This window comes from Virgibacillus sp. CM-4 (assembly GCF_000445495.1).
In the GTDB taxonomy this organism is placed as follows: domain Bacteria; phylum Bacillota; class Bacilli; order Bacillales; family Amphibacillaceae; genus Virgibacillus; species Virgibacillus salexigens.
This window is the reverse complement of sequence record NZ_AUQA01000002.1, coordinates 277,036-294,934: the sequence shown is the minus strand read 5'-3', so window position 1 is coordinate 294,934 and position 17,899 is coordinate 277,036. Positions and strand designations below refer to the sequence as shown.

At 37.7% G+C, this 17,899-nt stretch carries 12 protein-coding genes and 1 pseudogene; 10 read left to right on the top strand and 3 right to left on the bottom strand.

From position 1 onward, the window contains the following. The first annotated feature begins 31 nt into the window (after positions 1 to 31). From M948_RS25325 to M948_RS25290, 8 genes and pseudogenes are all read left to right on the top strand, one after another. Positions 32 to 1,519: a serine hydrolase domain-containing protein gene (locus M948_RS25325; RefSeq protein WP_021289166.1), complete on the top strand. Its 1,488-nt coding sequence runs from the start codon at positions 32 to 34 to the stop codon at positions 1,517 to 1,519. A gap of 146 nt (positions 1,520 to 1,665) precedes the next feature. Then, positions 1,666 to 2,922: pseudogene (locus tag M948_RS25320) on the top strand (exo-beta-N-acetylmuramidase NamZ domain-containing protein); the annotation flags it as partial. 437 nt (positions 2,923 to 3,359) lie between these two features. After that, positions 3,360 to 4,478 carry an endonuclease/exonuclease/phosphatase family protein gene (locus M948_RS25315; RefSeq protein WP_021289163.1) on the top strand — a complete coding sequence of 373 codons (1,119 nt, stop codon included), beginning with the start codon at positions 3,360 to 3,362 and terminating at the stop codon, positions 4,476 to 4,478. Positions 4,479 to 4,988: 510 nt separating this feature from the next. Further along, entirely contained in the window at positions 4,989 to 6,488 is a 1,500-nt protein-coding gene (putP, locus tag M948_RS25310; protein ID WP_021289161.1) for a sodium/proline symporter PutP, read from the top strand. A 19-nt stretch (positions 6,489 to 6,507) separates the two neighbouring features. Further along, complete coding sequence (locus M948_RS25305; RefSeq protein ID WP_021289160.1) at positions 6,508 to 7,461, top strand: agmatinase family protein; 954 nt, start codon at positions 6,508 to 6,510, stop codon at positions 7,459 to 7,461. 201 nt (positions 7,462 to 7,662) lie between these two features. Beyond that, positions 7,663 to 7,917 (top strand): hypothetical protein, encoded by a 255-nt coding sequence (locus tag M948_RS25300; protein ID WP_021289159.1) that lies wholly within the window; start codon positions 7,663 to 7,665, stop codon positions 7,915 to 7,917. A 170-nt stretch (positions 7,918 to 8,087) separates the two neighbouring features. Beyond that, a complete protein-coding gene (locus M948_RS25295; RefSeq protein ID WP_021289158.1) occupies positions 8,088 to 9,023 on the top strand; it encodes a DMT family transporter in 936 nt (311 codons plus the stop codon). A gap of 146 nt (positions 9,024 to 9,169) precedes the next feature. Further along, positions 9,170 to 10,048: an alpha/beta fold hydrolase gene (locus M948_RS25290; protein ID WP_021289157.1), complete on the top strand. Its 879-nt coding sequence runs from the start codon at positions 9,170 to 9,172 to the stop codon at positions 10,046 to 10,048. Positions 10,049 to 10,225: 177 nt separating this feature from the next. Here the strand turns inward: M948_RS25290 and M948_RS25285 are convergent, their stop codons facing one another. Next, on the bottom strand, positions 10,226 to 11,560 hold the full coding sequence (locus M948_RS25285; RefSeq protein WP_021289155.1) for a short-chain fatty acid transporter: 1,335 nt from the start codon (positions 11,558 to 11,560) through the stop codon (positions 10,226 to 10,228). A 406-nt stretch (positions 11,561 to 11,966) separates the two neighbouring features. Between M948_RS25285 and hag the strand changes: the two genes are divergently transcribed. Together hag and M948_RS25275 are read left to right on the top strand one after the other, a co-directional pair. Further along, complete coding sequence (hag, locus tag M948_RS25280; RefSeq protein ID WP_021289154.1) at positions 11,967 to 12,827, top strand: flagellin Hag; 861 nt, start codon at positions 11,967 to 11,969, stop codon at positions 12,825 to 12,827. Positions 12,828 to 12,981: 154 nt separating this feature from the next. Next, positions 12,982 to 15,432: a YheC/YheD family protein gene (locus M948_RS25275; RefSeq protein ID WP_021289153.1), complete on the top strand. Its 2,451-nt coding sequence runs from the start codon at positions 12,982 to 12,984 to the stop codon at positions 15,430 to 15,432. Positions 15,433 to 15,551: 119 nt separating this feature from the next. Here the strand turns inward: M948_RS25275 and M948_RS25270 are convergent, their stop codons facing one another. Both M948_RS25270 and M948_RS25265 read right to left on the bottom strand, forming a co-directional pair. After that, the gene (locus M948_RS25270) at positions 15,552 to 17,009 is read right to left on the bottom strand and encodes an aldehyde dehydrogenase family protein (protein ID WP_021289152.1); all 1,458 of its coding nucleotides are present in this window, start codon (positions 17,007 to 17,009) and stop codon (positions 15,552 to 15,554) included. Positions 17,010 to 17,024: 15 nt separating this feature from the next. Then, positions 17,025 to 17,882, bottom strand: coding sequence for a methyl-accepting chemotaxis protein (locus M948_RS25265; RefSeq protein ID WP_031334994.1), 858 nt, complete (start codon positions 17,880 to 17,882; stop codon positions 17,025 to 17,027). Positions 17,883 to 17,899 lie beyond the last annotated feature (17 nt).

Genomic DNA, 17,899 nt, shown 5'->3' with positions numbered 1-17,899 from the left:
AACTAGCAATAGATAGGAGTAGTGAGTTGAAATGAAAAAACGAACCATCCCTTTCATGATAGTTATGACGTTGATCCTTAGTTTTTGTATTTCTAGCATGGACATGAGTCATGCAGCTGCAAACCAATTAGTTCCAGATAACCCCAATCAAGTACAAATGCTGGAAGAGCCATTAGCAGATATTGATCAAGCGATAGAAGAAGCTATCTCAGAGCAAGTCATGCCTGGAGCAGTGGTGTTGGTGGCTAAAAACGGAAAAATCGTTAAACATAACGCTTATGGTTATGCGGCGCGCTATACGGATGCTGATTTTACAGAAATGGAGAATCCGGTCATGATGCAAGAAGACACCATTTTCGATATGGCATCGATATCTAAATTATTTACAGCAACTGCTGTTATGCAGTTATGGGATCAAGGAATATTTGAATTAGATGATCCTGTAGCAGAGTATATACCAGAATTCGCTGTCAATGAGAAGGAAGAAGTGACGATCCGTCAATTGCTTACCCATACGTCTGGTTTCGCGCCAAGTCCTTCAGAATCACTATATTTAATAGAAGGGGATCGGGAGGATCGACTAGACTTTGTACTGGAAGAACCATTGGAAAATCAGCCAAATACAGAGTATGTCTATAGCGATGTCAATTATCTAACATTAGGTGTGTTAGTAGAAAGGTTAAGTGGAGTTAGACAAGATGCTTTTGTATCTGAATATATCACCGAGCCACTAGATATGGAAGATACAATGTACAATCCACCTGCTTCATTAAGAGATCGGATAGCTGCTACAGAATACCAGCCATGGACAGAACGAGGTCTTGTATGGGGAAGCGTTCATGATGAAAATGCTTGGTCACTAGATGGCGTTGCAGGACAAGCTGGTATCTTCAGTACAGCTACTGACTTGGCAGCTTTTGCTCAAATGATGCTTCAAGATGGCAATTACAAAGGCGAACAAATTCTTTCTGATAAAGCAGTAGAACTGATGAAAACAAATTGGAATGAGGCTTTTCCAGGACAAGATCAAGGATTAGGCTGGGAGTTAAATCAGAGTTGGTACATGGATGATTTAGCTGAAGTTAATACGATGGGGCATACGGGTTATACAGGCACATCCATTGTTGTCAGCCCAAACCAGAATAGCCTTGCGGTTCTATTAACGAATCGCGTTCACCCTACGCGGGAAACTGTTTCGACTAATCCAATCCGTAGAGAAGTCTCTGAACAAACTGCAGCTGCTATTCATTCATGGAGTGCAGAACAAATGAAGGAAATGGTTGAGATATTGAAAACGAAAGATGCATTTGCTACGAATCGGGCTGCCTATTCCCTTCAGCTTCATTTAACTGCAGTAAGCAGGTACGAAAAGCTAGATAAGTCAGATAAAGTTATTAAGCATCTAAAAGGATTCCAACAACTTATCGATGAGCAGTTAGATCAGGAAATGATAACAGAAGAGGCGTATACGACATTAGCGAATAATACTGCTTATTTACAAAATAAATGGCAAAACTAAATAAGGATGTAGCTATGTTTTTCGTCAGTTGATCTACGGATATGAAGACAGCTAGGAACTCACGTGGAAATAGGATAGTGGGACTAGCTGTCTTCTTTTTTCAAAATCAGCCAAAATAATGTAAGATTCCATAGGAGGGGGAAACAATGAAGAAAGTAGTCATTACACTGTTAAGTATCGCTTTTGTTGTCTACTCTTTATCCGTTGTTATGGCAGATAAAGCTAATGAAACAAATGAATCGGAACCAAGACAATTAAAACTTGGGGTAGAAGTTTTATTGGATGATCAAAAGGAATTAATTGAAGGAAAACGTGTTGGATTAATTACAAATCCTACCGGGGTAGATCAAAATTTAAACAGTATTGTTGACCGACTACACAATGATCCGGACGTGGATTTAACTACACTTTATGGACCGGAGCATGGCGTTCGAGGTGACGCACAAGCAGGGGAATACGTTGAATACTATATCGATGAACAAACGGGGCTGCCTGTATATAGTCTTTATGGAGAAACACGAAAACCAACGCCAGAAATGTTAGAAAATGTAGATGTTCTTTTATTCGATATTCAAGATGTCGGTGCACGTTTTTATACGTATATTTACACCATGGCCTATGCAATGCAAGCTGCACAAGAGAATGGCAAAGAATTTATTGTATTGGATCGTCCAAATCCATTAGGTGGTTATGAAGTAGGAGGGCCGGTACTTGATCCAGCGTACGCTTCATTTGTAGGGAATTATCCAATTCCATTACGTCATGGATTAACCGTCGGCGAATTAGCAAATTTATTTAATGAGGAATTTGAAATCGGTGCCGATTTAACGGTTGTAGGGATGGATGGCTGGGAAAGAGGGATGTATTATGATGATACGAACTTAGAATTCGTATTGCCATCGCCCAACATGCCAACACTAAATACAGCACTCGTTTATCCAGGGTCAGCACTCATTGAAGGAACGAATGTTTCAGAGGGACGTGGAACAACGAAACCATTCGAACTAATCGGTGCGCCATTTATAAATAGTACGGAATTTGCTCAGGCAATGAACGATTTGAAATTACCTGGCGTTATTTTCCGGGCAGCATCATTCACACCAACTTTTTCCAAACATAGTGGGACATTATCTCATGGCGTACAGATTCATGTAATGGATAAAGAGGCTTATCAGCCAGTAGTTACTGGACTTCATATTGTAAAGATGATTCATGACATGTATCCAGAAGATTTTTCATTCCGTGCTGAAAATAGTGATGGAATATCCTTCTTTGATAATTTAATTGGTAACGGATGGGTACGTGAGGCAATTGAAAATGGTGAAACGGTTGGTCAAATGATTGATACATGGTCAGAAGATTTAGAAACATTTAAAGGAACGAGAAGGGATTATTTAATCTATAAAGTGATGGTTGAAGATGTGCAAACAGCAATAGAAGAATGGGATGATAGATCAGCATTTGAAGGAGATGCCAAAGGTAAATTATTGATGCATTTAACAGCAGTTGCTCAGTATGAAGAACAAGGTCAAGCAGCTAAAGTGAGAAAACATCTGAATGGATTCAAGTTATTGCTTGATCAGCAAAAAGAAGAACAAAATATCACGGAAGCTGCGTATAAAAGCTTAATGGATTATACCAATGATATGATGAATCAATGGAAATAAAACAAATAGAGTAGTCCCCTTTCATAAATGGGGACTTTTTTCAGGTTATTTACAATGGGGAGTGATAGTGGTTGTATTTTGCCATTTCCTACAACAAACAGCATATGTGTTAGAAGCGACAATGGGTTTCTCTTGTTTTTATGAATCTTTCATGGGTAAAGGAGCGGTTTTTAATGAAGCGATTGGTTATACTTTTATTTAGTTTAATGATTATTACGATGTTCGGCAAGTCTGAAAATGTGGTGGTAGCAGAAAATAATAATCAGATAGCTATGAACGTTGCAACTTATAATATTGCCGCTGGTAGAGGTACAGATGGGGCGTATGATTTAATGCGAATTGCAGAAGCCATCCGTGAGACAGAAGCTGATATTATCGGGCTGCAGGAAGTAGATATCCATTGGGGGAATCGAAGTAATTATGATCATATGATGGAAAGGCTTGCTGAGGAATTAGATATGTATTATTATTTTGCTCCAATTTACGATTTGGCCCCTGAAACTGGTAGGGAAGAACGCAGACAATTCGGAGTAGGTCTACTTAGTAAATATCCCATTATTGATGCTGCCAATCGAGAAATTACCAGGCTTTCTACACAGGATCCCAATCCAGCACCGAGTCTTGCACCAGGATTTCTAGAAGCTACGGTTAATGTGAATGGTGCTCATGTATCGGTTTATGTTACACATTTAGATTATCGTTCGGACCCGTTTGTACGAGAAATGCAAGTAAGTGATATGAGAGATATCATGCTTGAAAACACATATTCTATATTAGTTGGCGATATGAATGCCAGGCCAACTGCTCCTGAATTATCGCCACTCTTTCAACGATTTACTGATGCGTGGGGAATAAATGAAGCGCCAGGTTTTACCTATCCAGCTACCAATCCAGATCGGCGAATCGATTATATCTTCACTTCTCAACGGATGGAAGTGGAAGGATCGCATACTTATCAAACGAATGCTGCTGATCATCTTCCTGTTGTTGCGGAAGTGAAGGTTATCCCAGGGAATCATTCTAGCTCGATTCGTGGGATGCAATCCTTAGTTGAACAACTGGCAGAACGTGGGGATTTCGCAAACGATCGAACGGTTCGTTCTATTCAGAGGCATTTAGATGTTCTCGCCTATTATGAGAAGAAACAAAGAGAGGATAAGCTAATCAAACATTTACTAACATTTAAGACATTAATCGAACAATTAAACGATCGAGGTTGGTTGTCAACGGACGCTTATGAAGAAGTGCTTGCTGATACCAACTATATGATAGAATACTATCAATATGAATGATGTAATAGGACTGGGAAAAACTGTTTAGATTAAGAATTATCCCAATTTAAGCCCGAATCTATCAATAGATTCGGGCAGTTTACGAATTTAAGAAATGAAGAGAATTATGTCTTTCTGCATGATGGAACGCTTCTTAAGTAAAGGTAGAGAATATTTCGATCTCTTATATAACGAAGAAAGAATCCATTTTGTAAAAAATGGATTCTTTTTATTTCCTGTAAGATGAGTTCATGTATAGCGTGATACAAGCTGTACGAAGACATATAAATCAATCCATCAGATTAAAAGTAAAGACTAATGCATAAAATTAGATAAAATGAAATTTTCTAATTATTATGATAAGATAAACTAGGTATAAGGTAATAAAAAAGGGGAATTTCATCAAAAAAGGAGGAAAAAGATGGAATATGCAATTAGTGGATGGACGTTATTTTGGTTTGCGATACCAATGCCATTACTTGTTGTTTGGGCAATCATTACCTTTTTTAGCGAGAGGGGGAAAGAAGATAAATGAATCCTACACTTTTAACTTTTATTTTCTATCTTATCGTAATGATCGTAATTGGTATTATTACATACCGTATGACAAATACCTTATCGGATTATGTCTTAGGTGGAAGAAAATTAAACAGTTGGGTTACTGCCTTTTCAGCTTCAGCTAGTGATTTTAGCGGTTGGCTGTTAATTGGCTTACCTGGAGCTGCTTATGCAGCAGGTCTTGGTACATGGAGTTTATGGATCGCCATTGGCTTAGCGATTGGTGCCATGATTAATTGGCAGTATGTTGCAAAGCGACTTCGAATCTATACAGAATATACAAATGATTCTATTACGCTTCCTCAGTATTTTGAAAATCGATTCAGAGATAACTCTCATTTATTGCGAGTCATTTCAGCAGCATTTATTTTAGCTTTTTTCCTTTTTTATACTGCTTCTGGTTTAGTTGCTGGTGCGAAGCTTTTTCAGGGAACCTTTGATATGGATTATCATTTAGCACTAACGGTTGGAGCAATTATTATTGTTGCATATACTTTTTTGGGAGGGTTTTTGGCTGTTAGCTACACCGATTTTATTCAAGGTGCATTAATGTCTGCAGCACTTCTTTTTACGTCTATTTATGGATTGATTGAGATTGGTGGATTTAGGGAATTGTTTAATCAACTAGGTCAAATAACACCAAGTCTAATCGATGCATTTGCCGCAACCGAATACAATCAAGTGGAAGGGGTTCTTTGGGAATCTGCAGGTGCAATTGGAGCAGTGGGAATCATTTCTGCTCTTGCTTGGGGATTAGGATATTTTGGGCAGCCACATATACTTGCTCGATTTATGGCGATTCGATCTCATAAGGAAGTTCGTAAAGCCCGGTTAATTAGTGTATCGATGGGCTTAGTGATTCCACTTTACGGGGCGTTGATTGTTGGAATGCTTGGAATTGTAACCTTTGATCAGCCGCTTGCGGATTCCGAGCAAGTATTTATTCAGCTTGTACAAGTGGTATACAATCCTTGGATCGCAGGAGTTTTATTAGCTGCTGTACTTGCAGCCATTATGAGCACGGTTGATTCCCAATTACTAGTATCATCTAGTGCTCTATCTGAGGATTTTTACAGAAGGTATTTCCGCAAAAATGCTAGTGAAACAGAACTCGTATGGGTTGGTCGCATCTCGGTATTAGTTATTGCCGTTATTGCTGTTATGATTGCATGGAATGAAACGAGTTCCGTCCTTGATTTAGTAAGTTATGCATGGGCTGGATTTGGTGCTACATTTGGCCCCGCCATATTATTTTCTTTATTTTGGCGAAAGACCTCCCGAAATGGTGCAGTGGCAGGAATATTAATTGGTGGAATTACTGTATTCCTATGGCCGTTAACTGGCTCCGAGCTCTATGAAATGGTACCAGGATTTGTTTTATCAAGTATTGCTATTGTCTTATTTAGCCTCGTTGGAAAAGGACCATCAAAAGAAATGATAGATGAGTACGATAAAGTCACAGGAGTTAAATAAATACTAGGAGTGGTACAACATGAATCAGGAAAAAATTTATGGAAATACACCATGCTTTTTAGGGGCAACCAAGTTAAAAATAAGTAGTGAACAGATACAAGATTATGACGTATTAATTTATGGTGTTCCTTGGGAAGGTGCTGTTACTTGGGGTGATTACACAGGCTGTGAATTAGGACCAAAAGCCATCCGCTTAAATTCAGCTCGCTATTCGGGGTACTTGCCAGAACTTGATCATATTGACGTACTCTCCCATTATCAACTCGCTGATTTAGGCGATGTCGATGTGGTGCCGGCAGATACGATTGAGACGATGAGACGTATTGAACAGTTTGCAAGCAGCGTATGGGATTCGAAGCGTTTCCCAGTTGCATTTGGTGGAGATCATGGCATCACCTATCCAATCGTGAAAGCATTAAGTGAGCAAGTCGACGGTCAAGTTGGCATCATTCATTTAGATGCTCATTATGATAATTATAAGGATTATGATGGGGATCTTTATGCAAGAAGTACACCATTCCATCGCATTTATGAAAGTGAAAGTGTACGCAATGAAAGTATTGTGCATATGGGAATTCATGGACCGAGGAATGCTCCTGAAACAGGAAAGTACGCAAAAGAGGTAGGAGCAACTACCATTTCGGTACGGGATGTTCGAAAGGCTACCGATATAGCACAGCTAGCTAAGGAAGCCTACGCCATTGCTAGTAAAGGGACCGAAGCGGTATACTTAAGTATTTGTAGTGACGTATTAGATTTTGCATTTAATCCTGGTGGCCCTGTTGATGGGAATGGGTTGACATCTTTCGAGTTATTAGAACTTATTCATGAATTTGCCAAACAAGGGATAAAAGGAATGGATTATGTAGAAGTGTACCCTCAACAGGATACGAATGATAATTCTTCCCATTTTGTAACGTATGCCGTGTTATATGCTTTAGCTGGAAATATCATCCATAAACAGAAAAAATGAAACAGGTAGAAATTATTTATTGGCTTAAGTGTCACAATTTTGATGCTTAAGCCTTTAAGTTGTTTGAGTAGTTCATCTTGCTTGGTCATTTTCAGCTAGTTAAAAGTAAACATCTGAGAGGAAAATCATTCTAAATACACTTGTTGCTTTTATTACAAATTGTTACGATAAAGTTACAGAATGTGTAAAGGAGGAGACAGGTTGACCAAAGATATGGTGGACGATCTGTTGCATGCTATCACTGATGTCATGGATGAACTAGAGGATATACAAACAAATAGCCAGCAAATTGACGAACTATACAGCAATCTAGAAACGAAGATGAACCACATGGAGCTACATATTCATGGACTAGAAAAGAACATAAAACATATAAATGAAAAGATAGCAGTTGTAACAGAAGGGAATTTACAGCAAGGCACAAAAAAGTTAATAGCACGAAAGGTAGTTTATTAAAAAGCGTGCATCTGCAGGCTTATTTTTTTATGTAAGGAAAAATAGAAAAATTGGTGGTTTGACCTTTATAAATCGCCGCCTTAAAGAAAGGAATTACTTCATAAGCGAGAGATACTCCATGTTCTTTGAAAGGTTTTTTTGCTATGATGAATGAAAAAAGGAGGGAGAGAATGGGGAAACGCTCCAAACAATTCATAGAAAAATTACAAAAGAATCGTACACTCATTGGAAGTTTAATATTAATCATAACGTTATTATGGGGATATGCTTGGGTGCTTATGAAGCAAGCATTGGACTACATGGGTCCATTCACCTTCTCTTCGTTTCGATTTGGTGTAGGAGCTATTACCTTATTAGTAGTGGCCTGGATCATGAAAGTGGGGCTGCCACCGAAGCATTACTGGAAACATATATTTGTCATTGGTATATTACAAACGGCTATCGTATTCCTGCTTGTCATGTATGGCTTACGTTTTGTCGATGCTGGTAAGTCATCGGTATTGCTTTATTCCATGCCAATGTGGAGTAGTTTGTTAGCAGCAAAGTATTTAAATGAAAGATTAACCCTAGCCAAATCTTCTGGACTGATTATTGGTATGCTTGGATTATTAACTATCTTAGGATGGGATATTTGGATGGGGCAATCAATCGAGATTATTATCGGGGAAGTATTAATTATTATAGCCGCTATTTCCTGGGCAATAGCAAACATCTATTATCGAAAGAAAGTACAAGATCTCCCACAGTTACAAGTATCCGCATTCCAAATGTTCTTTGGAACGATTGCCATTATGGTTGTTACGCTAATCATGGAACCCAATGAGCGGCTTTTATTAAATGCTCAAAGTATCTATTACATATTATTTACAGGTATTTTTGCCTCGGCGCTCTGTTTTACGGTATGGTTTCTTATCCTTAGTTTAATCGATATGGTATCTGCGACCATCTCGACATTATTAGTACCGATGTTTGGTTTAATTTTCTCCAGCTTCTTACTAGGTGAAAAAATTACACTTGGTGTGTTTGCGGGTTCAGTAATGATCATTATTGGCATCATTATTGCGCAAATTAATCAACCTATGCGTGGGAAACCTTTAGAAGAGTAAGTAGAAATGGTACCTCCGTTTGAAAGTGTTATTTTTTCTAAGAATAAAATATGCTCGGTTTAATCGTTCTATTTGTATTTAAGATATGATAATTAAAGCAACCTAATTTGCCACGGTATTTGTATAGAAGAGGGGGAGTATGACAAGTGAAATCTGAATCAATATATCGATGGAAGCATGGGAAGCAACGTATTCAATCGTACTATGAATCGTATTTAGATACGTTGGCAATAGAATATAAGCGAACATATGTAAACACACGATATGGTAAGACGCATGTACTGACAACAGGTCCGGCGAATGCCAAACCAATAATTATTTTACAAGGAGGAAATGCAATTAATCCGATGACGTTACAGTGGTTTCGGCAATTATTTAAGCATTATAGAATCATAGCCCCTGATACTATCGGACATCCAGGTTATAGTGATGAAGTTCGCATTTCTGCTAAAGACAAGAGCTTTGCAAATTGGATACTAGATATTATGTCGTATTTTCAAGTAGAAAGAAGTGCGTTTATTGGCCCGTCATATGGTGCGGGGATTATTCTTCGGTTAGCAGCTAATTTTCCTGAAAAAATAGATTGCGCAATTCTCGTAAACCCTGCGGGAATTCATTTAGGTCCCAAGAAAGACATGGTCAGAAAGATTCTTATTCCTTTGGTACGTTTTCATCGAACTAATTCAGAAACACATTTACAAAAAATTACAGACCATATGTCTGCTGGTATGATGAGGCAACAAGATCAACAGTTGATTGGCGAGATATTTAGATATGTAAAACTGGAAAGAAATATGCCGAAGTTGACGAAACGAAAAGAACTAGTAAACTATCAAGCACCAACCATGGTTATTACTGGGGAATCAGATGTTTTCTTTCCCGGCGTTAAGATATTCAAGACAGCCCGAAGTATCATTCCTAACCTCATAAGCTTTCATTCCTATGATATGGGGCATTTTCCATCTGATGAGTATCTCTCATCGATTAATTTAGATATAAAAACTTTTTTAACTAGGTATTATTAATAGAGGTAAAGTGTTACACAATGGAATATACGTTTATCGGGTAACACATCAGCCTCCCTAAAAGCTGTATTTGCTCTTAAGGAGGCTGATGTGATGTTGTGCACCCGTAGTAGTCTCCACCAAGTTTTTCAACTTTGCTGTCTAAAAGCTCGTTTCAGACAGCAAAGCAAGTTAAAATTAAAAGAACAATAGGCCGATAGCAATTGGAAAGAAGCTATATAGTAGTATTAGTACACAAAATCCCATGATATCACGTACTTTTAATCCAGCAATTGCAAGCAATGGCAATGCCCAAAATGGTTGAATCATATTTGTCCAAGCGTCTCCCCAGGCAACTGCCATTGCTGTCTTGGCTGTGTCCACACCTAATTCTAGGGAAGCGGGAATCATAATCGGAGCTTGAACCGCCCACTGGCCACCGCCAGAAGGGACAAAGAAATTGACGATACCAGCACTGATAAATGCAAATAACGGGAATGTGAATTCATTTGATATATTCACAAACGCCATCGACATTTGTTCGGAAAGACCAGATGTTACCATCATTCCCATAATCCCTGCATAGAAAGGGAATTGAACAATAATACCACCCGCATTTTTAACCGCACTTGTGACACTATTAAGAAAGCGTCGAGGCGTCCGATGAAAAAGGATCCCTAGAAACAACATGATAAAGTTGACAATATTAATATTTAAATCAAATCCATTTTCGATAAAGAAAAAAACGACAAATGCTAGACCGAATACGCCAATTAACAGGGATAATACTTTACTATTTTCTAATCGTTCCGCTGGCGTTAGCTCTCCCAGTGGTTCTTCTGAATTGTCGATGGAATGATTAATCTCTTCGGGTCTCCAAAGGGTCGCATTCGTATTATGTAGCGGATCTCTTGCCTTCATTAAGAAGCGGTTCAAAAATGGCAATGTAAATAATAACACTGCTACTATAAATAAGTTGAAACTGCTGAACAAGGTATCAGAAACAGGAATGGTGCCAATCGTATCTTCCAAAAAGTGGCCTGGTGTGGCAATTAAAAGCGGAATGGAAGCAGATAATCCACCGTGCCACAGTAGGAATCCACTGTATGCACTAGCCATTAGCACACGATAGTCAACCGTTGGAACTCGTTTGGCTACATGGATTGCAAACAATGCACCAACAACGAGACCAAACCCATAGTTAATCAAGCATGCAGCAGAGGAAACAAAGGTTACCAATAAAATAGCTTGCGAAGGCGTATCGGCTATTGTACTAAGCTTACTTAATAAACGCTTCACAATGGGGGTATTGGCTAAAATATAACCTGTGACAACAATGAGCGACATTTGCATAGCAAATGCTAATAAATCCCAAAAACCACCTCCCCAGTACGACACCATCTCTACTGGCGAACTCTCAGTGAATAGTACACCAAGAATAAACACAATAATCGTCAATAGAATGGCAAATAGAAATGCATCTGGTAAATAACGCTGCACCATTCGATCACAAAAACGCGTAATTGCTTTCATCGATTTACTCCTCTCTTCATAGATTGCTTGATAATGAGTAAATTGTTTACTTATGTTACTAGCCTCATTTGGATCAAGCTAGCTGCATTCCGAATTAACTGAGTACTTAGTGCCATTCCTACGGCACTAACCAGCCGCTTCTTTCTCTTTACTAAAAGCGCTTTCTTAAATCATAACAAATCAGTATTCTACATTATATTCTATTTTCCTATGAAAAAGAAAATATTTTATCCAAAAATGATTAAACTTTCTTCCAACATGCCGATATAAGGAATGTAATCATCTTGATGATGAATGTTTCGGCCAAACATTCGTAAATTGGATAATAGCTCTCATACAAGAGCTGTTATAGATGAGGCACAAGGACGTACCTCAAAAACACTACTTACATGGAGGTAAGAAAATTATGATTATTAATCACAACATTGCGGCGCTTAACACGCACCGCCAACTATCTGGTAACAACAGTGCAGTACAAAATTCTTTGGAGAAACTTTCTTCTGGTCTACAAATTAACAAGGCTGGTGATGATGCAGCAGGTCTTGCAATCTCTGAAAAAATGCGAGGTCAAATTCGCGGTTTGGAAATGGCTTCTAAAAACTCCCAAGATGGCATTTCATTGATTCAAACTGCTGAAGGTGCACTAAACGAATCACACGCTATTCTACAACGTATGCGTGAACTTACTGTTCAAGCTTCTAACACAGGAACACAGGAATCAGAAGATCTACAAGCAATTCAAGATGAAATCGGGTCACTTATTCAAGAATTAGGTGGAGAAACTGGTAGTAAAGGTATTTCTGACCGTACAGAATTTAACGGAAAAACCTTACTTGATGGCAGTCTAGCTACTGACGGTGTGACTTTCCAAGTTGGAGCCAACGCAGGACAGCAGTTAACTGTTGAAATTGCTGACATGAGTGCAGAGGGCTTAGGTGTAAATGAAATTTCTGTGGTAGATGAGAGTGGTGAAGCATTAGACACTGCTGGTTATGATGGTTTATTAGAGAGCATTGACGAAGCAATTAACACTGTTTCCACTCAACGTTCTAACCTTGGTGCAGTTCAAAACCGTTTGGAGCATACGATTAACAACCTTGGGGCATCTGCTGAAAACTTAACAGCTGCTGAATCACGTATACGTGATGTTGATATGGCTAAAGAAATGATGAACTTTACGAAAAATAACATTTTGACACAGGCTGCGCAAAGTATGTTGGCACAAGCTAATCAACAACCGCAAGGCGTTTTACAACTACTTCGATAAACAATAACAAATAGTAGAAAAAAGGGGTCATTCCTATTAGCGAATGATTCCTTTTTTATTTACAATTAATTCGCAATTTGAATCAAACTATTCCCTTCTTCGTCCGATAATAAATTTAGAGTGATTTTTAAGGTGAATCTTAGGAGGAATAGATTTGAATGAGCTGACAGATCAACAACTTTCACAGGTAAACAATATTGTTCAGACGTTGTTGGAAGCGACTGAACACTTTCACGAGCTTATAAAACGTAAAGAAATGAATCAAAGTATTTATACACTTAGTTCCATCGTTGAGGGGTTTAGTTCAGTCAGTAATGTGATTTCATCACATAGCAATGAGTTAGATAAAAAGCGAAAAAAATTGGAGGCACAGTTACTTCAAACTGCTCAATTGTTGGAAAAGGGAAATACTACAAAGATAAGCGAAGTTTTACAATTTACATTATTACCACTATTGAAATCGATATGTGATATTACTTCGAAAGAATTTGTTGAAATAGAAGAAGATAAGGTTTGTACAATTGGAGTTTTTTCTTCGCATGGCAATCCTAGACGTTTTATTCCGAATCCTCGTTTAAATGCGCTAATTCAAGAAAGTGAGAGGCAACATGCTCGATTGTTATTTTTTGAGTCAACGGATATTGACTTTACTAAGAATGAAATTAATGCCGACATATGTGTAAATAGTAATTGGGAACGCATTCGTGTTCCCTTTCCGGATGTAATAAATAATGTGGGAACGGGAAAACGGTCATTAGCTGAAAGGAAGTTAAGAAGGGTTATTCCATTCACAAGCTATCATGTAGGTAATAAGTTCCAACTGCCGAAACTAATTGCAAAGCATAGAAAATATGCAGAATTACTAGTACCTTTTCAGCTATGCAGAAATGAAAATATTATTTTTGAATTTCTTCAAAAAAACAATAAAGTCGTATTCAAAGCACTCTCAAGTAATAGAGGAGAGAATATTTTTTTCGTTACAAAAAAGGGGTCCAGATATATTTTATCCGAACATAAAAAAGAAAAAGTATTAAGTTATGATGCTTTTACTAATTGGCTGAGGACCGTTATTTTAGGAAAGAAAGATCGCTTCATTATACAGCGTTATATTCATACGCGTACAAAGAATGGTGAACCTTATCATATTCGAGCGCATGTTCAAAAGAATGGAGAAGGTCTTTGGGTATTAACTCATATCTATCCTCGTGTAGGGAATAAAAAAAGTAATTTAAGTAATGTTGCTACAGATGGTAGAGTGGAAGACTTTCATGCTTTTTTAGAACAAGAGTTTGGAAAAAATGGGGCAACATATGAACATGATATCTTACGTCTTTCCCTTGAACTAGCACAGTACCTTGATAAACTTCATTATTTTGCATTGGATGAGCTTGGGATCGACTTAGCGATTGACGAACATGGGAAATATTGGATGCATGAAGCGAATAATGGACCACAAACGGCTTATCATGAAGAAAAGCGTGCAATTAATACAATCGCCTATGCGAGGTATATAGCAAAAAATAAGATTGTTCATAAAGACACGGTTGTTAATAGTGACTTCCAAGCCAATATATCTAACTTAGCTTTTGCTCCAACGAATGGGAATGTACGATTAGCTGTCCTTGAAAAACCAAATATTAATATTAATAAGGAAGAAGAAAATTTTCTAATTGAATTAGCGCAAACTACAAGAAAAGAGGAAGTTAATTTTTTCACATTTACACCAAATGATATTGACTATAATGAGATGCTAATAAAAGGTAATTTTTTTGAAAATGGGAAATGGGTAGCAAAAATCGTCACATATCCAGAGGTTATCTACGACAGAACAAATTTAAGAGGAAATACAAACGTTTCGTTCTTATATGGAGAGTTAAGTGATATTCAGTTTATTAATAAATGGCCTGTTGAATATCAGTTACGATCAAATATCTATCAAAATCTTCTAGAGGAAGATAACCTTGCTAACTGTATGCCAGCTTTTAAAAGTGTAACTAGAACCAGAGATATATTTCAATATCTAGATAAATATAAAAAAGTTATGCTACGAACGGAAACGGGTTCGTTTTTGGGGGAAGCTCATTATATTAAAAAAATGGAGAATGGGAAGTACCAATTATCGCATGATAAATCATGTAAGGTATATAATGAATTACCTCTATTAAATAAATTCAAAAAATTAATCAGCGAAACAAATTTGGTTATCCAAGAGGATCCAAGAGAAAATTTGAATACAATTAGCGTACATCTAATGGAGAATCCATTTCATGAATGGGAAATGGTTAGTAGTTATGTGAAACTTCATAGCTGTTCAAAAAGTAGTAATGAAAAGGTGAGTTTAACGAATTACCTTCATTCAAAAGAAGATAGCCAAGATATGAACCATATCGAAAAGGATATACGATTGCTTTCAAGTAAAGCTGCTAGTTCTTTAAAAAGGGTATATGGGGAAAAAATTACAGAGGTAGTTGTAGAATTAGGATTGGATGAATCAAAGAATCTATTTTTATTAGAAACAGATCCTCTTGGACCCAATTATATTTACGATAAATTCGAACTATCTAAGCATATTATCCGTTATGTTAATGATTTTGTGACGAAATAAATGCTGGATAACTAAAAATCTTTCTAAGCGAAAAGCTTAGAAAGATTTTTAGATGAATAGTAATTCTAATATATTCTTATTCAAAAACCGGCATTCTCAAGTGGTGGTTTCATCTAAAATTAACTATATGGATATTGTCGTGCTTTATGTTGGATACTAATCCACTTATATGTTGTAAAAGCATCTAAACTCCAGTCACCATTTAAACGACCAAGTCCAGAATTTTTCACCCCGCCAAATGCAACATTTGGTTCGTCATTAATGGTTCCGTCATTAATATGGATCATACCAGTGTCCATTTGCTTAGCAAGTTCAGCACCACGTTCCACATTGCTCGTATGAATTGCTCCACTCAAGCCATAGTCACTATTATTCGCATAAGCAATTACTTCTTTATCACTCGAAACTTTTAAAATGGATACTACGGGCGCGAATAGTTCTTCATTCGCTATTGCCATTTCTGGTGTCACATCGGTAAAGACAACAGGTTCAACGATATTCCCTTCCACGTTTCCTTTAACAAGAGGAGTAGCACCTTCTTTAATTCCTTTTTCAACCAAAGCGACCGTTGCGTTCACTTGTTGCTCATTAATCAGAGGCCCAATAATAGTCGTTGGATCATTCGGGTTACCACAGGTTAACGTTTTTACTTTCGCTGCGTATTTTTCTACAAATTCATCATAAACATTCTCGTGGACAATTAAACGATTTGCAGACATACAAATTTGACCCTGATGGGTGAAGCGACTGAACACGGCAGCACTTACTGCAAGATCAACATCAGCATCATCAAGCACGACAAGGGCGCTGTTTCCTCCTAATTCTAAATGGGTTTCTTTCAAATGTTTTCCAGCGACTGCGCCAATATGTTTTCCAACTTTGGTAGAACCAGTGAAGGAAATAGCACGTGGAATAGGATGCTCGACAAATTGATCACCAATTTCAACAATTTCTGTCGTAATGACATTTAATAGCCCTTTTGGCAGCCCAGCTTGTTCAAAAATTTTTGCAATCATCGTTCCACCTGTAATTGGTGTATGTTCATGAGGTTTTAGGACAACGCCATTCCCAGCAGCTAATGCAGTAGCAACTGATTTCATGGACAAGAAGAACGGAAAATTAAATGGACTGATAACTCCTACAACACCTACAGGAATTCGGTATACACGATTTTCTTTATCATCAATAGGTGATGGGAGTATTTTTCCATCCATACGGAATGGAAAGGTGGAAGCTTCTTTAATAATATTTATTACTAGTCCGATTTCAAATTCAGCCTTTAATCTAGTTCCACCAATTTCTTCGATAATAATTGCAACAATTGCTTCATGGTTTTGTTCGATATACGTGACGGCTTTTTCAAATACTTCACGTTGAACTACTGGATTTGCTTTGGCCCAGATTTTCTGGACTTTGGCAGATGCTTGATAGGCTTGATCCAAATCATTGATACTAGCAGCTTGATAAGTTGCAATAGGTTCGCCATTATAAGGGTTCGTATTTTCCATCTTTGTTGAAGCAGTACCCTCGCGCCATTCTCCGTTAATGTATTGACTACTTAATTCATTGAAATTCATAGGTATCTCTCCTAGTTAGTTTTTTAATTCGAGATTTTCTTTTGCAAGTTGAGCTAATGTATGAATATTACTATTAATTTCCTGCATGGTTGCAGTAAGCTCTTCAATTGCCGCTGACTGGCTATCTGATTCTAAGTTCGCATCTTGTATATACGAATCCAAATTCGAGATTACTCCTTTAATATCGTCGGTAATTGCATGAATTTCTGAGGCTTGTTCCTTGGAGCTTGCTGCCATTTTTCGTATTTCATCAGCAACAACGGTAAATCCCCTTCCGTGTTCACCAGCTCGTGCTGATTCAATTGCTGCATTTAAACCTAATAAATTACTTTGGTCTGCAATGCCCTTTACGACATTAGACACCTTTTCGATATTTTCTACCCGATTTGTCACTTCGGTCGCTTTTTCAGAAACAAACGACATATTACTAGCTAAGCCGGTAATCGATTCCGCCATATCTTGAATCGTATTGGTCACTTCATCAAATACCATGGATAAGTTGGAAGCTACTTCGGACAGTTGATTCGCTTTTTGTACACTCAACCCAACTCCAATTCCTCCAATAACATTCCCTGATTGGTCATGCAGCGGGACAGCACGAGCGATTAAATTCACTCCAAATAACTCAGCAGGAACAATCGCTGCTTGATTTTGATTCTGGCGAATAGCGTTTGTAACAATATCTCCGTCCATTAATGGGTCACCAGGTGTTACTTTTAGAGAAAATGTCTTCGCTGGAAAATTAATTACTAATTTCTCTGTATCATAAATGCCAATCGTTATATCATCATTAATTAATTCCTGAAGAAACGGGCCCACCGTTACAAATGCTTGTAATAATGGATGTACATCTAATTCTTCATTTGTTGACACTACCACTTATCTATTCA

Excerpts from the sequence above, each read along its gene's own strand:
- M948_RS25285 (WP_021289155.1), bottom strand. The coding sequence starts at position 11,560 with ATGAAAGCAATTACGCGTTTTTGTGATCGAATGGTGCAGCGTTATTTA.
- M948_RS25295 (WP_021289158.1), top strand. The coding sequence starts at position 8,088 with ATGGGGAAACGCTCCAAACAATTCATAGAAAAATTACAAAAGAATCGT.
- M948_RS25270 (WP_021289152.1), bottom strand. The coding sequence starts at position 17,009 with ATGAATTTCAATGAATTAAGTAGTCAATACATTAACGGAGAATGGCGC.
- M948_RS25305 (WP_021289160.1), top strand. The coding sequence starts at position 6,508 with ATGAATCAGGAAAAAATTTATGGAAATACACCATGCTTTTTAGGGGCA.
- putP (WP_021289161.1), top strand. The coding sequence starts at position 4,989 with ATGAATCCTACACTTTTAACTTTTATTTTCTATCTTATCGTAATGATC.
- hag (WP_021289154.1), top strand. The coding sequence starts at position 11,967 with ATGATTATTAATCACAACATTGCGGCGCTTAACACGCACCGCCAACTA.
- M948_RS25315 (WP_021289163.1), top strand. The coding sequence starts at position 3,360 with ATGAAGCGATTGGTTATACTTTTATTTAGTTTAATGATTATTACGATG.
- M948_RS25325 (WP_021289166.1), top strand. The coding sequence starts at position 32 with ATGAAAAAACGAACCATCCCTTTCATGATAGTTATGACGTTGATCCTT.